This window comes from Prescottella sp. GW823-FHT02E09 (genome assembly GCF_058797375.1).
In genome coordinates, this window is record NZ_JBXAJP010000007.1 from 244,730 (window position 1) to 258,968 (window position 14,239).

Consider the following 14,239-nt stretch of genomic DNA (forward strand, 5'->3'; position numbering starts at 1 on the left):
TCGTTGGCCCTCACGGCCGGGTTGTACAGACTCTCCGTGCGCAAGTTGTATAGCCAAGATATCTCGCACGTATGACGGGTGAACACGTCCTGAATATGACAAGACGACGAATCCTCCTACCTCTGAACCACATGGAAGAATCGTCGGCCCACACTTCACAGTCACCGAACAGCAGGATTCGCCAATCGGAAACCGCCTGTTCACCGACGCTTCGTTGCTCGGTCTCAGTTGCCGTGCAAGGTCCTGAAACATGTATAGCCAAGTTGAGGAAGACATGCAGGTTTCAGTGTCGGTCGTCGACGGTGATCTCCGACTGAACACCCCCGTCAATCGGATCGACATCGCCGCCATCTGGCTGCGGGACACCTGTCAAGGGCCGGACAGTCGAGACTCCAGCAGTGGGCAGAGATTGTTCAACATCGTGGAACTCCCCGCGGACGTGCGTATCGCCGATGCGCAGATCCGCGGGGAGAACGTAGAGATCGAGTTCTCACCCGACGGGCATCGCTCGACATTCGGACTGCGACAGCTACTCTCGAACGCCGGCTCAGGATACGCGGACGCGCGGACCCACGATTCGAAGCAACTGTGGTTGCGTGCGGCGGACCTGCCGCCTGTCGAGCGGGTGACCTGGGAGGCCTACCTTTCCGATCCGTCGCACGCCCTGCAGTCGGTCGTCGACCGCGGCTTCGTGGTGCTCGGTGGCGTCCCGACCGAACCCGGCCAGGTTGTCTCCGTGGCCGAGAGGTTCGGGTTCGTACGAGAGACGAACTACGGCAAAGTCTTCGATGTTCGTGTCGAGGAGAACCCGGTGAACTTGGCGTTCACCGGCCGCGCAATCAGTCCTCACACGGACAACCCCTATCGCGACCCCGTGCCGACCCTCCAATTGCTGCACTGTCTACACAACGCCGCTGTCGGTGGCGAGTCCGGGCTCGTCGACGGTTTCGCCGCGGCAGCCGCACTCCGCGAAACCGACCCCGAATCGTTCGACCTCCTCGCCACCACTCAGGTCGTCTACCGCTTCGGTAGTGGGAGCACTCGCCTGGCTGCGCAGGTACCGCTCATCTCGATCGACTCCCAGCAGCGAATCCGGGAGATCCGGTTCAACAACCGATCGATCGAGGTCCCCCGGATGGCCACGGACCAGCAGCGGCGCTTCTACGCCGCCTACCGAGCCTTCGCCGAGTTGATCTGCGCCCCGGAGGCGCAGCTGGATTTCCAGCTCGACCCGGGCGACTGTCTCATTTTCGACAACACCAGGCTGCTGCACTCCCGTACGGCCTTCGCATCGGCCGGCGGACGGCATCTCCAGGGCGCGTACGCAGATCTCGATGGACTCCTCAGCACCCTCCAGCTCGCAAAGGTGAACCGATGAGCTCGGCATACGACGCGATCGTCACCCTGTTCGAGGGGGAAGGGGGCCGTGACTATCTCGGCGAGCAGGTGTCCATGGCTCAGCACATGCTGCAGACCGGGCGGGTAGCCCGCGAGGCGGGAGCGCCGATCACGGTTGTTGTCGCAGCCGTACTTCACGACGTCGGACACTTTTCCGGCGCAGCAAGCGGACGCGACCTCATGCGGGGAAGCGACAACCATCACGACACCGCGGCCGCCACGTGGCTGTCCCAATGGTTCGACGAAGCAGTGACGGAACCGATCAGGCTGCACGTTGCAGCCAAGCGTTACCTCTGTGCCGTTGACCCGACCTACTACGAGAAGCTCTCCGACGCTTCGAAATACACGATGGCAGTCCAAGGAGGCACGATGAATGCCGACGAAATTGCCGCATTCGAATCGGAACGATTCGCGGAGCAGGCGGTGCAACTGCGCAAGTTCGACGATCTCGGAAAGGACCCGAACGCGCCGGTGGTCACACTGGCCGATTTCCGGACCGACATCGACACTCTCGACAGAAGCCGGCACGGCTGAGTGGCAGTCCACATCCCAGACACCGGGACCGGACACCCGACGCCGGTCCCGGTGCGAGATCGGCCGGGCCGGCGCCGCCAATCGTCCATAGGGGTTCAGGTCGGCTGCATGTCGATCCAGTCCCGGGAACAGGTCTGGATCGACCTGGGTTGTCCACGTCCGGGCCGCCGACGCGAAGAGGGGAAACGCGAATGTGTGCACGCCGGTTCAGACCCCGCTGATGGTTCGTTGAGGGTCGCTTGGCCAGACCGGCCGAGATCGAAGGCGGCGCCATGTAGTCCTCTCGGTCGGCAGGGCTCCACCTCAGAGATCGTCGAACAGGAAACCGTCCGTGAATCACACATCTCCCGACAGATATCCCGTGCCGTCCATTGCGGGGGCCCGGCACTCGGGATTCTAGGGATCTGGGATCTGGGATCTGGGAGCTGGATGGGATTGACCCGTCGGGTCGGTCCAGCCTCGAGAGCAATTGTTGTTGCTGGGTGGTTCCGGTTCAGCGCGGACGTTGATGAGCATCGCCGGGTTGGTCGCTGCTGTCAGCTCGTAGAAAGTCCGTGAGTGCTCCGCGCTGGCGCCCGGTACAGGGAACGCACTCATCCCGTCGAGGATGAATTCCTCAGGCACGACGATCTGGAGACTGCCCATTACACGATGGTGCCTGCATTCGGTTGGCCGATGCGAAAGCGACGCACAATCCGGCCTGCCCGAGTAGATCGTCGAGGCCATCTGAGCGGTGGTTCGAGCCTGTAATCACGATGCCACGTGATTTTCCGGCCGATCGGCCCGTTTCACGGCCCCAATAAGGGAACCCGACGGACGTCCATGGGTGAACACCTAAGAGAAGAAGCGAGAGATGGAGGGATGTTCACCAATGGCGGAGCGTGGTGGGCTGCAAGCGGATTGGAATGGTCTACCGGTCGGTAATCACGCTTGAGGAGGTCTCCAGATCACGAAAGTCTGGAAGAGCTCCAGACTTTGTGAGTCCGGGTGCGCTCGAGTCCGGTATAGGCCACCTTTCCCGGACTGAATGTAGGACTGGTTACCGGGACGCCTGCGCCGGCCGCTGGTCGAGGTCGTCCCGACGCTGTGCCGCGTGGAGGGCGGCGAGGTACGCAGCGGACCTGCCAGCACAGATCACCGCCTGCGCCCAGGAAACCGAGGCACCGCGGCGTGCCGACATGGGGATCGGACAGATGATGGACCTGCGCTCGGTTCATTCTGTAAATCCCAGCCGGATCGTGTCCAGCTTCTGGGTGCCCTGTGGGGCCAGCGCCATCATTTCCAGGTCGGTGGGGGACTCTACGCCGAACTTCCGCAATGCCGCTGTGGTCTCCGCGGCGATCCGGCGGCCCGATTGGAGTGCGGGTGGATACGATCGCTCGAACGGCTCAGCTCCCGGAAGATGAATTTCCAGACCCGCACCTTCGTCGGAGAACCAACCTCGAATGAAGGTTCCGGGCTCCTCGGTCACCCGAAATCCCCACAAAACCGCGGTCGCATACGGAGCGAGCAGCGCCAGGTCATGCGCGAGCGACGGGAACAATTCAGCGATGTAGTCGTCGAGCATCGACAACGTCTCCGCTCGCCGTTCCGGGACCCACCAATCCCGGGTCCCGAAGCGAACTCCGTCGGCACCAGTCGTCACCCGCCAACTCTCCGGCGGGTTCCAGTCGTCACCCCACTTCCACTCCCAGTACTCCAACCCTTCGACGGCCTCCGTCGGCGTTGCGGCGAAGGACAGCCCACTACCGGAGTTCGACAGGGTGTAGGTGACGTTCGCTCCGCGCCAGATCGCCTGCGCGTGAGGACCTCCGACGACAGGCGGTGGACCGAGCAACTCGACGCACGACCGGAGTGCGGCAGCGTAGGCCTCCGGCCTGACTCGCCACGACAGCGACTGGCGCAGAGTCAGTCGCCAGTACTCTCCGAAACCCCACCGGTCGGGATCCATGTAGTCCTCAGTCCGACTGGCATGCAACGAGGCCCGCACTGCGTCCCCGTTCGGTTCGGCGACCAGATCCTCTCGGAACAGGCGTCCTTCCCTGATGTCGATCGGCCACCCGACTGCCTCGAACAACGGATCCAGATCGGAGCGGGACCACGACCCCAAGTGCGCGTTCGCGATGTGCGGTAGCACGGCGAGGAACGGCGCGAAATCAGTGCGCTGCTCATCCTGTTCCCGCCATGTTTCAACCGATCTGTGCGCTTCAGGGCTGAGCAGGCGGTAGTACGCGCTATCCGTCAGACAGTGCAGTTCGACAACCACCTGCGGTAACACCCAGACGAGACTTCCGGTTTCCCCGACGATATCCGAGTCAGGCTCGCTCCACGCCTCGATCAGATCCATACGAAGGGCAGCGAACCCCGTCTGCAACGCGTCGCGCTCCGCATCGTCGACCGAGTTGTTGCTGATAGCCGCGATATCAATTATCACGACATCGAGTTCGGTGGTCGTCGCCGAGTGCACCTTCGAACCACGCAACTCGATCGGGGCGAGCAGGCTCTGCAACTGCTCGATATCGCTGGCCGACCACGACCATTCGAATCGCTCCACCCCCCGCGCTACTCGCATCGCTTCAGCAACATCAAACACGGGCGATTCGCTCACGCGGCGCGACGTTACCATCAGCGACCGATACCCTGACCATGCATAGAAGGACCCCGCGCTCGGCGAATTGCTCGACCAGCAACCGTAATCCCGCGCACCTCTATGCGATGGTGTGCGGGATCTCGCAACTCGGCCTCGCTCTCAAGATGCTGGCGATAGCGCGAGTGAGCGTCAATGGCGCTGGGTGAGCGCTCCTACCTGGCCGACTCTGCGGCGCCCGGTCGTCCGCATCGGAAGAGCCCCGTGGAGTGGTGGGAATCGGTGAGGCACCGCCCAGCTGATCTTGCTGCGTGTCGCTGCCAGCTTCGGGGTGGGTCACCGCGTACTTGGTGCGTTTGCGGAGGAGAGAGATGCGCGGGCTGGCGGCGCGAGAGGTGAGAGTCGTGAGATGGATGGCGAGAGAGAAATGGACGTCCCCTGGTGTTCGTTCGGGGTGTTCACCTATGCCGTATTGCTCCGATCCGCATCCAGGCTGGCCGTGTTGACTGGCCGGTAATCACGCCGAGCGACTCCCTCCGATCACGCGGATTGGGTGGATTCTTGGGAGCGCACAGTCCGCGTGCGGCCCGGGAGATTGCCGAGGCCAACTCGGATGCATTCCGTCCCAAGACCCGGTTAGCGTCAGCTCCGGTCCGTACACCGGCATCGTCCAGGACGTCACCGATGGTGGTCGACGGGCTCGAGCGCGCGCCAGCCAGATCGAGCGTATCGCCCCGATCCCATACGCGCTGGCGGTGCTCCCTGGCCGGCAATCACGTCGAATGGCCTTCCGATCACGCGGACGTGCGATTCACAGGGTGGGGTCAGATCGCGCAAGATCGCGCGCTGCCGCTAGACATCGTCTAGGAGTGCCCGCGGCTGCCACAGCAGTGACACGCCGGCTTCCTCAGCGGTGCGGTCAGCCTTGCGGCCATTGCAGTCCGCGCAGGCGTCGACGAGGTTGCCGAAGGTGTCGCCGCCGCTACGCGGGAACACGTGGTTGACGGTGCGGTCGCCTCCGCCGCCGCAGTACTCGGACCGATAGCCGCTTCCTGGGTAGTCCCCGTACGCCTAGGGGCATGTCGCCTATTTGCGTGGTTCCAGCGATGCCGATCTGTAGAAGGACGGCCGCGTGATAGACGGCCGCGTGTTTGTCGTAGCTGGTTGCGAGGCCGCGCCGTTGTTTGAGCCTGGTGAAGGCACGCTCGATCGCACTGCGGCAGTCCTGTTCGGCGGCAAATCGGTGTTCTGAGGGCGTCGACGGACGGCCCTGGCCGAGTGCTCGAGTGGGAGTCGGTGGCGTCCCAGCCCTATTCGGACCGTACGACCTGGCCCCGTATTCGTCGGGTTGTCCCTCTAGACTGCCCTCTTTGGCCGCCACGACGTGACGTAACAACAGTTGGGCTGGCCGCTGAGATATCTGAGAAATGAAGGGACGGTTCGTGGAGGCGAACGCACAGCAGCTCTTGTCGATCAACTCTGAGATCTTTCAGACGGAGGTTGAGCTAGAGCGCGCCAAGCTGATGCGAAGATGGGTTCGGCTGGCTTATGTCCTGCTGCCGGCGGCTTTCGGATTAGGCTACGTTGCCAATTGGCTCGCTTATGGTCGCATCGACCTCCTGCCGGTAAACGTCGTGCTGGTGCCCTTCGTGTTTGCACTGGTCGTCGCGATCGTGGCGTATTTGGGCTCAGAGATGATGCCCATCTGGCAGATTGAACTGAATTTGTCGGTTCTACGCGAGCGGAAGCGCTTGCTGGCAAGCACACTTCAGCTCACACTGCATCAGATGCAGACAGCGTACAAGGACGACGCTGAGCGCGAGATCGGAATCCTGCGTTCAGCTAGTGCGCGCTATCGCAGGATCCACAACGCGTTTCAGTCGATCATCATCGTCGGCTCGTTGGCAACGACAGCAGTCGCCAGCCTCTCTTTTGGAGCGATTGACACACGCTGGGCTGCAGTTGCACTCAGCTTCTCAGTGGGGATCTCAGCTGGATTTACAGGCTACTTCAAGTTCCGGGAGCGGAGCTACTATCTCCAGGTCACGGCGGACGCGGTTGAACAGGAGTTGACAGCATTCGAACTCGGGATTGGAAGGTTCAGAAACCGCGCTCCCGAGGAGGCCCTGTCGGAATTTGTCACTGAGGTGCATCGTCTCCGCAATGAGCAGAAGCAACGAGAGCAGAATCTCGACCAACCTTCAGATGAAGGGACCGAGTAGAGGGGACTGCGCTGGGTTCGATTGACTCGCGGTGTGTAGTGGTTCCGGGCGCGAGTGGGGCCTGGTTGAGGTCAACCAAAGCCGGGGCAGCCCCCTTCTCGCCGGGTTCATGCTTGCGGCACTGAATCTGCTCCTCCTGCACGACTGGCACAGCAAACGCCGCTGTTTGGATCCGTGGGGGCGGTACCTCGGTGAACCCGAACCAGCTCACACCGCCCGCACACCTCGCCGGTCAGCGCGTGTGCGACGCGTCGCCCCTACTGCGACTATCGATGTGATGCCGGGCAGATAGCCGCATGCCCCGTTCGCGAGATCTCCGGATCTCGCCGATCCGCCTCATCCACCCTCCAGAACATGGCGGCAGACAGCCGCCGTCCACTCAGATACCGCAGCAATTGTCCGGCTGTGAACGGCCGAGCCTGAGAAGGTGACGCGACACAAGCCTGCAACCACCAACCGGGGCGGCAGAGCCGCGGTGGTACTCCAATTGGTGAACACAACGGGCATGAATGGGTGAACACCCTAGAAAGAGAGAGGTGCTTACCTATGCCGTACTGCTCCGGGTCGCAGGCAGACTGGTGGAACTGACTTGCGGGTAGTCACACCGAGTGACACTCGCCGATCACACGGATCAGAGTGAATTCGCCGTCCGCCATTCGATGCGCGAGAGCTTCGCTGTCCGGCCGTTGGTGAGCTGCGACCCCGGTCAGATCCATCGCTCGTACTGGTCTATAGGCATCAATTTTGGGAAGAGCTCGCGCCGCAGATCCCTGATGAGAGATGCGTAGTCGGAGTCGTCGGTCTTCGCAGCGATGTCCAGGCACTGGAAGGCGGCGTTCAACGGATCTTGGTTGACCGCTGTGGAGATGGCGTACATGGCTCGTACGGCGGCGGGTACATAGGCGTCCTTGACGTCGTCGCCGGTGACGGTCGCATCGATAGCCGGGTCGTCTTCGAACGCCTTGTATAGCGCCATCGACTCGTGCTCGCCGAAAGGGTGCGGTAGTGGTCCACCCTTGTCCAGGGCTGTCAGAGCGGGCCGGATCCACTCGATCTCTGCGATACCTGCAGTCGTATATGCGCGGCGGGCAGCCCAAGCCGCGATGCGACGCAGTTTCGGGGGCCGAGCTCGGGTGATTGCATCGGCCAATGGACGGTCGAGACCTGCAATGCCCATCGCGTGGAAGTTGGAGCGGAGTTTCTCCGATGGAGGCCGTCCGCCCCAGCGGATCGCCTCGTCTTTCGCCCACTGAGCCATCTGGTCATATCCGTATTTCAGATACAGGGTGGCGTCGCCGGCCGGATCTGGATCCCACCAGTTGCGTTTGGGGTGCGTGACGATGCTCTGGTCCCATGCTGCGTCGGTCTTGTACAGCCGCAGCATCTCTTGCGGTCGCGTCGTCTTCCAGATCTGGACCAGGTAATGCTCCGTCGGTTCGGTGACGGTCTGTCCGGCGTTGGTGTCGCGTCCGCGGCCGAACACCCGGAATCGGTGCAGGCCTCGTTTGATCGGCAACTTCTGAAAATCCGGAACTCTTTCGCCGTCCAAGGTGAGCACGTATGCCGGTTTGGTGAGGTTGACTGTGGCTTCCTCGATGACGCCCCATGCTCCGGTGTCGCCGACCGCGGTTGGTTCGTCGTCGAGGACATCGACGGTCAGTATGACCGGTCCGTAGGCGATGCCGGTCATGATGGTGGCGAAGTTGGGACCGACTTCGATGACGCTGCCGGTTTCCTCCGGCAGGTACGTCTCCCCGGTGGGTGAGCCCAGCACGAATTGGTGGTGGTCTGCGACGACCGTTCCGAGTTGAGACACGACGAGAACGTATCGCAGGTCTCGCAGGGACGTAGCCCCATAGAGCCAGTGTTCTCGATTCAGGATCGCGGAGAATACCGCGATGTGCGCGAGCTCCCTGCGGGATCGGGCCTGGCCGCCGACGCCGTCCGCAGGACCCCGATCCCAGGGTGTGACCTCGGCCGAATGACGGAGATCCGCTCGAGGCGACAGATCCGCCGGACTGGAGGCCCCCGATGTCGTCAAGATGAGGCGAAGGAGATATCTGAGGTTCTGAGAGTCGTTCGTAGAGAGAAGAGAGAGAGGTGATCACCAATGGTGGTTCGCACCGGGCTGCATGCGGATTGGATCGGCCGACCGGTCGGCAATCACACCTGAAGAACGGCCGGATCACGGAAATCCGGATGGGTTCCAGCCTTGCCGCAACTGTTCGTTGCACCTACTCCGCGTGGTCGGGATCGAACCCGCCACCACTCGATCTGTCCTGGCATCGCTGTCGGTGGGTGCGGAGCTGTGGAGACGGTAGGTAGCACCGTTCTGGAGTTCATCGGAGGCGAAGGACTGCTGCGCGAAGTAGTTGTTCACCCAGATCTCGTAGCCTCTCTGATTCGCAGGGACGCCCTCGAAGTGCGTGGTGTCCGTGCAGACGGCAGGGCCGACGGGATACAGGTTGATGGAGTCGACTTCCAAAGCGGTCGCGTGGATGTGCCCCGAGATCCGGGTGCGGTGCGCCGCTGGCGGCGCCTACTGTCGGCTCATCCGAGCGGGGTTCCCCTCGGCAAGCTGTTCAATGATCGGCCGTCGGAACGCGGAGGCAATGGGGCCCCGCCCGGACGCTACCTGGCACCGGTTCGGCCCTGGTTCGGGTCCAGGGAAACAGAAGCGGTGTCATCTCGTCGGCTATCGGCGGTACACCGGTCAGTCGGATTGCGCCCGTAGGGTGTTGGAGGTGAACAGTACCGAGATCACCGTCGCGACCTGGAACACAGCATGGGCGCCTGCCGACGGCCCGAGGGGGTCGATGGTCCGCCAACGGTTGGCCGCCACCGCCGCGGACGTCCTCGTGGTCACCGAAGGACGCCGGGAACTCTTGCCGGATGGCGGGCACGTTGTCGACGCCGGCGACGACTGGGGGTACCCGCGCAAGCCAGATCGCCGAAAGGTTCTGCTGTGGTCGCGCTGGCCACTCTCCGACGTCGACCGGTTCACTACAGGCGGTGCAGCCGGGCGGGTGGTGACCGCACTGACCGCCGCACAGGCTTTCAGGCGGTCCGCGCGCTCGGCAAGATCCCGAAACCGCGTCAGCTGATCGCTGACCGTGCCTACAACTACGTGCGCAACAAGCGGTTCGCCCTCCCGGTGTGGCAGCTGGGATACACGACGATCTACGACCTGCACGTGAGCCAGACCGGTCTTCACCCGGGCCAGGAGGACACCCGGACGATGTGGGTCGACGGAACTCTCTACCCGACGAGCCTGCCGGACGGCCTGATCGAGATCCCTCCGATCTCCCATGACATGGACCCAGCCGAACGCGCTCGGGCTGACCGGCGCCACAACGCGCGCCAGGCCTATGCGTTCGTGCCCCACGAAGCTCGACAACTCGACGGCACGCGCCGTTACCGGGGCCCGGCGGTTCCTCCCGTGCGTGTCCGATGCGTCAACAACGCCATCTCGATGCGCGCTTCCCACAAGAGTCCGACCACCTCCTGCGTCCGTGGCAAGCCGTGCGGCTGCGGCATCACCGTCACCCTGACCGACGAGGACTTCCCCGATCGCCGCATGCCGTTCCAACATGGCAGCCTTGCATGGGAATCGTCGTACTTTCGTCGGGTCGGAGTCGAGAGCCTGTTTGCTGAACTGAAGACCAACCGGATGGCCGTGCACCGGGGGTACTTTCGAGGCTTCGGTCTCCGCCGATACACGCTCCTCGCCGGATTCACTCTCGCGGCACTGAACCTGCTCATCCTGCACGACTGGCACAGCAAACGCCGCTGTTTGGATCCGTGGGGGCACTACCTCGGCGAACCCGAACCATCCCACACCGCCCGCACACCTCGCTGCACGGTGAGTCTGCGGCCCGTCGACCCGAGCGCGACTGTCGATGTGATGCCCGGCAGATAGCTGCATGCCCCGTCCGCGAAATCTCCGGATCTCGCCGATCCGCCTCGTCCGCCCCAAGGAACACGGCAGAAGACAGCCGCCGTCCACTCAGATACCGCGACAACTATCCGACCGTCAGCGGTCGAAACTATGCACCTAGCGAGACCTTGGCCTGAAACCACCATCTGGGGCGGCGGAGACCGCGCTGGCCCTCCAATTGGTGAACACAACGGGCATGAATGGGTGAGCACCCTATGGAGCCGATGACGGGAATCGAACCCGCGTATTCAGCTTGGGAAGCTGAGATTGCGCAGCATCACGCACCTGGTACCTTGAGAACTGCCAGCACAAGCGCCACGATCTTGGTTCCAGCTACGCAACTATCACGCAGCCGTATAGCGGTGGGGTAGCAACGATCTGCTGTAGCTGGTGCTGTACCTCGGCGCTGCCCGAAAGGAACCAGCCCATGCCCCGCGAATACCTCTCCGAAGCGAAGCCATACCAACGATCAAACGGACTCTGGGTCGCCACCTTCAACCTCGGCGACGACGCCGAAGGCAAACCCCGCCGCATCTCCGTATCCAGCAAGAACTACGCCGAATGCGTCGAGAAGCGCAACAAGCTCAGGCGCAAGATCGAAGACGGCGAAATCGTCTCTACCGGCGTCAAGCTCACCGTCGGGCAGTGGCTCGACCACTGGCTCGATGACATTGCGAAACCCCGGATCCGACCCCGAGTGTGGGAGACCTACCGCAGCTGCATCCGCAACAACATCACTCCGCACATCGGTAAACACAAACTCGACAAACTCACTCCCGCTCATGTCCGGGCAATGCACAAAGCCGTCATCGCTGACGGCAAATCGTCGCGCACTGCAGAGATCGCCCACAACATCCTCTCCAAGTCGCTCATTGACGCAGTACGCGAGGGCGTCATCGCAAAGAATGTGTGCGAGAGAGTCGACAAACCGAAGGTGCTCAGCAAGTCCCGCGGATCGCTCACCGCCGATCAAGCCCGGCGGCTGCTACTCGTTGCCGCCCAAAAGAACGACCCGATGGTCGCGCGATGGGCCGCAGCACTATTTACCGGCGCCCGTCAAGGGGAAGTGATCGGCCTCCAATGGGACCGCATCGACTTCGACCGCAACCTCATTGACCTGTCCTGGCAGCTGCAGCGGATCCCGAAACGGCATGGCTGCGGCAAGCCATCACCCACGACCGGCCTGTTCCCTTGTCGCAAGCCCGCCAACCGGCCGGCGTCATGCCCAGACTCCGAATGGAATGTCGAGCCGGGGTTCGAGATGATCGCGCTCAATGATGGCGCAAAGGCGTTGACCCGACCGAAGACGAAGACATCGATCCGCGTGATTCCGATGGTCCCGCCGCTCGCGGCAGCACTACGTCTCCACCACCAGAAGGCTGCACCGAACCCTTGGGATCTGGTGTGGATCGGCGAGTCTGGTCGACCGCTCGCGCCCCGCGCCGACTACGAAGCGTGGGATGACGCGCTCGCGGCGGCAGATCTTCCCGATGTCCCGCTTCATGCCGCCCGCCACACAACCGCGACACTGCTCCTTGAGGCGGGCGTCGACATCCACATCATCTCGCAGATCCTCGGCCACTCCGCGATCCTTGCAACGCAGGGTTACGCGCATGTCGACCAGACCCTCGCCAGGGCTGCTCTCGATAAGCTGGCTGATCACATCCAACTCGGCGCCTGACCAAACATTAGAGCCCCAACCGTCCTCCGGGATGGTTGGGGCTCTTTCTGTGTTTCGGCTACTTCTTACCCTTGCCGGACTCCTTGCGGGCGCGCAGCCCCTCGACGATCCGCACGACAGCACGCACGTCTTCCTCGTCGAGGTCGGAGACGTCGAGGCCAGCTGACGCTGTCTTCACCTCCGCGGTGATCGAATCTGCCAAGTCGGGGTCCAAGCCGATGAGCTGGAATAGCTCACGCGCTGGGGCGTCGACGGCGAGAGCGGCTTTTGTGAGTGTTGCCGGCGCGATCGCGACGGGTCGCTTCTCGCCGCCCCGCATCTCGTATCCGGCCTCAAGATAGCGCCAGGTGCCGTCGCTGAATCCTGCGCGGCGGGCTGCCTCGCGGATGCTGATGCCCTTGGCTGCCCGAGCGGCTGCGAGCCGCGCACCTAGGGGCCATTGCTCCTCGGCTGCATTCTTTTGCATTGAGGCATCATTGCGCACCTACTGCGCACCTGTCCACATGGCGATTGCGCTGATCGGATGTGCAATGCGCAGTTCAGGGCACCGTTCCTCTTGCGTTCGGATGCGTCGCTGCTACCTCACTGCGCGTCTCTTGCTTGACTGCTGCGCGACATCACGCATACACTGCGCAACATCACGCACTGTTGAAATCTATGTGATCACTGACACAGAAAAGGGGAGATCGATGGCGAAGCTGAAGGCAGTCGCAGACCAGGCCGCGAACGAGGATGCCAACGCCATTCCGCTCGAGTCCGTGAAGCCCGCAGTCATGCAGCTCATGTACTCCGATGCGCAACTCGCGGAGGCGTTCGGAATCTCCAAGTTCACTGTCGAGCGGGCTCGTAAGGCTGGTCAGTTCCCGGCCTACCGCATCGGTCAGCTCGTCCGCGTACACATCGACGATGCCCTTGAGTGGGCGAAGTCCCGCCCGTGGGAACCGAACCGCCACGCCGCATGACCTCGGAAATTAAGATGCCCGACCCACCCGTGCCAGCGGGAAAACAGGGTCGGGCGTGCACGAAAGGAACCAACCAAACATGCCCAACCAGACTACATCCGGCTACGGCCTCACCGACCGGGACATCGACGACGAGCGCGACGACATGAGCGCACTCAGCTTCACCGCAGCACTGTTCGCGATCATCGCCAGCGCCTACCTGATCCCAATGATCTGCATCAACCAGGGATGGCACGCATGACCGCCGCATTGATCAACCTTCCAGACCTCGTGCAGGGCACAGACGAGTGGCTCGACCAGCGCCGCGGAATCGTCACCGCATCCGTCATCGGGAAACTAGTCACCACCAAGACCCTTCAGCCCGCAAACAACGCGGAATCGCGGGGCCTGACTGCACTTCTCGCCGCCGAACGGATCACCGGCTGGTCGGACCCGACGTACGTCAGTGACGACATGCTCCGCGGCATGGAGGACGAGCCGATCGCACGCGCCAAGTACGCCGAGCACTACGCCCCAGTCACGGAAACCGGCCTCATGATCCGCGACGACAACGGGGTCAGGCTCGGATACTCCCCAGACGGACTGGTCGGCGACGACGGACTGATCGAGATCAAGTCGCGCCGGCAGAAGGTGCACCTAGAAACCATTCTCTCCGGGCATCCTCCGATCGAGAATATGGCGCAACTTCAATGCGGACTGCTCGTGTCAGGCCGCGACTGGATCGACTACATCTCCTACTGCGGCGGGATGCCGCTGTGGGTAAAGCGTGTCTACCCGGATCAGGGATGGTTCGACGCGATCACCGCAGCCGTCCGATCCTTCGAGGAGAACGCGGCCGAAATGATCCGACTCTACGAAGAGTCGGTCGCCGGCCTTCCCGCTACTGAACGAACCATCGAACTGGAAATGGTGATCTAG

12 protein-coding genes and 1 pseudogene are annotated in these 14,239 nt (G+C 62.7%); 8 read left to right on the plus strand and 5 right to left on the minus strand.

Annotated features, from left to right (window positions below):
• The first annotated feature begins 274 nt into the window (after positions 1–274).
• Positions 275–1,378 (plus strand): 2-trimethylaminoethylphosphonate dioxygenase, encoded by a 1,104-nt coding sequence (gene tmpA / locus AC1RIF_RS19415; protein ID WP_492602994.1) that lies wholly within the window; start codon positions 275–277, stop codon positions 1,376–1,378.
• Positions 1,375–1,932 carry an HD domain-containing protein gene (locus tag AC1RIF_RS19420; RefSeq protein WP_492602995.1) on the plus strand — a complete coding sequence of 186 codons (558 nt, stop codon included), beginning with the start codon at positions 1,375–1,377 and terminating at the stop codon, positions 1,930–1,932. The genes tmpA and AC1RIF_RS19420 overlap by 4 nt, the downstream gene beginning before the upstream one ends.
• Before the next feature lie 1,213 nt (positions 1,933–3,145).
• On the opposite strand, the gene AC1RIF_RS19425 is transcribed toward AC1RIF_RS19420, so the two are convergent.
• Positions 3,146–4,540, minus strand: a complete 1,395-nt coding sequence (locus tag AC1RIF_RS19425; protein ID WP_492602996.1) for a DUF6301 family protein — start codon at positions 4,538–4,540, stop codon at positions 3,146–3,148.
• 831 nt (positions 4,541–5,371) lie between these two features.
• A pseudogene (locus AC1RIF_RS19430) lies at positions 5,372–5,542 on the minus strand (HNH endonuclease); the annotation flags it as partial.
• A gap of 419 nt (positions 5,543–5,961) precedes the next feature.
• Between AC1RIF_RS19430 and AC1RIF_RS19435 the strand changes: the two are divergent.
• Positions 5,962–6,741 carry a DUF4231 domain-containing protein gene (locus tag AC1RIF_RS19435; RefSeq protein ID WP_492602997.1) on the plus strand — a complete coding sequence of 260 codons (780 nt, stop codon included), beginning with the start codon at positions 5,962–5,964 and terminating at the stop codon, positions 6,739–6,741.
• Positions 6,742–7,447: 706 nt separating this feature from the next.
• On the opposite strand, the gene AC1RIF_RS19440 is transcribed toward AC1RIF_RS19435, so the two are convergent.
• Both AC1RIF_RS19440 and AC1RIF_RS19445 read right to left on the minus strand, forming a co-directional pair.
• Positions 7,448–8,557 carry a transposase gene (locus AC1RIF_RS19440; protein WP_492602998.1) on the minus strand — a complete coding sequence of 370 codons (1,110 nt, stop codon included), beginning with the start codon at positions 8,555–8,557 and terminating at the stop codon, positions 7,448–7,450.
• A gap of 897 nt (positions 8,558–9,454) precedes the next feature.
• Complete coding sequence (locus tag AC1RIF_RS19445) at positions 9,455–9,607, minus strand: hypothetical protein (protein WP_492602999.1); 153 nt, start codon at positions 9,605–9,607, stop codon at positions 9,455–9,457.
• A 99-nt stretch (positions 9,608–9,706) separates the two neighbouring features.
• On the opposite strand from AC1RIF_RS19445, the gene AC1RIF_RS19450 reads away from it, so the two are divergent.
• The gene (locus AC1RIF_RS19450; protein WP_492603000.1) at positions 9,707–10,660 is read left to right on the plus strand and encodes a hypothetical protein; all 954 of its coding nucleotides are present in this window, start codon (positions 9,707–9,709) and stop codon (positions 10,658–10,660) included.
• 445 nt (positions 10,661–11,105) lie between these two features.
• Positions 11,106–12,359: a tyrosine-type recombinase/integrase gene (locus AC1RIF_RS19455; protein WP_492603001.1), complete on the plus strand. Its 1,254-nt coding sequence runs from the start codon at positions 11,106–11,108 to the stop codon at positions 12,357–12,359.
• A 58-nt stretch (positions 12,360–12,417) separates the two neighbouring features.
• Here AC1RIF_RS19455 and AC1RIF_RS19460 read toward each other — a convergent pair whose 3' ends face one another.
• The gene (locus AC1RIF_RS19460) at positions 12,418–12,825 is read right to left on the minus strand and encodes a helix-turn-helix domain-containing protein (protein ID WP_492603002.1); all 408 of its coding nucleotides are present in this window, start codon (positions 12,823–12,825) and stop codon (positions 12,418–12,420) included.
• Positions 12,826–13,048: 223 nt separating this feature from the next.
• On the opposite strand from AC1RIF_RS19460, the gene AC1RIF_RS19465 reads away from it, so the two are divergent.
• The 3 genes from AC1RIF_RS19465 (at position 13,049) to AC1RIF_RS19475 (ending at position 14,239) form a co-directional block, all read left to right on the plus strand.
• Positions 13,049–13,321, plus strand: a complete 273-nt coding sequence (locus tag AC1RIF_RS19465) for a helix-turn-helix domain-containing protein (RefSeq protein ID WP_492603003.1) — start codon at positions 13,049–13,051, stop codon at positions 13,319–13,321.
• Between the two features lie 79 nt (positions 13,322–13,400).
• Positions 13,401–13,562 carry a hypothetical protein gene (locus AC1RIF_RS19470; RefSeq protein WP_492603004.1) on the plus strand — a complete coding sequence of 54 codons (162 nt, stop codon included), beginning with the start codon at positions 13,401–13,403 and terminating at the stop codon, positions 13,560–13,562.
• On the plus strand, positions 13,559–14,239 hold the full coding sequence (locus AC1RIF_RS19475; protein ID WP_492603005.1) for a lambda exonuclease family protein: 681 nt from the start codon (positions 13,559–13,561) through the stop codon (positions 14,237–14,239). The genes AC1RIF_RS19470 and AC1RIF_RS19475 overlap by 4 nt, the downstream gene beginning before the upstream one ends.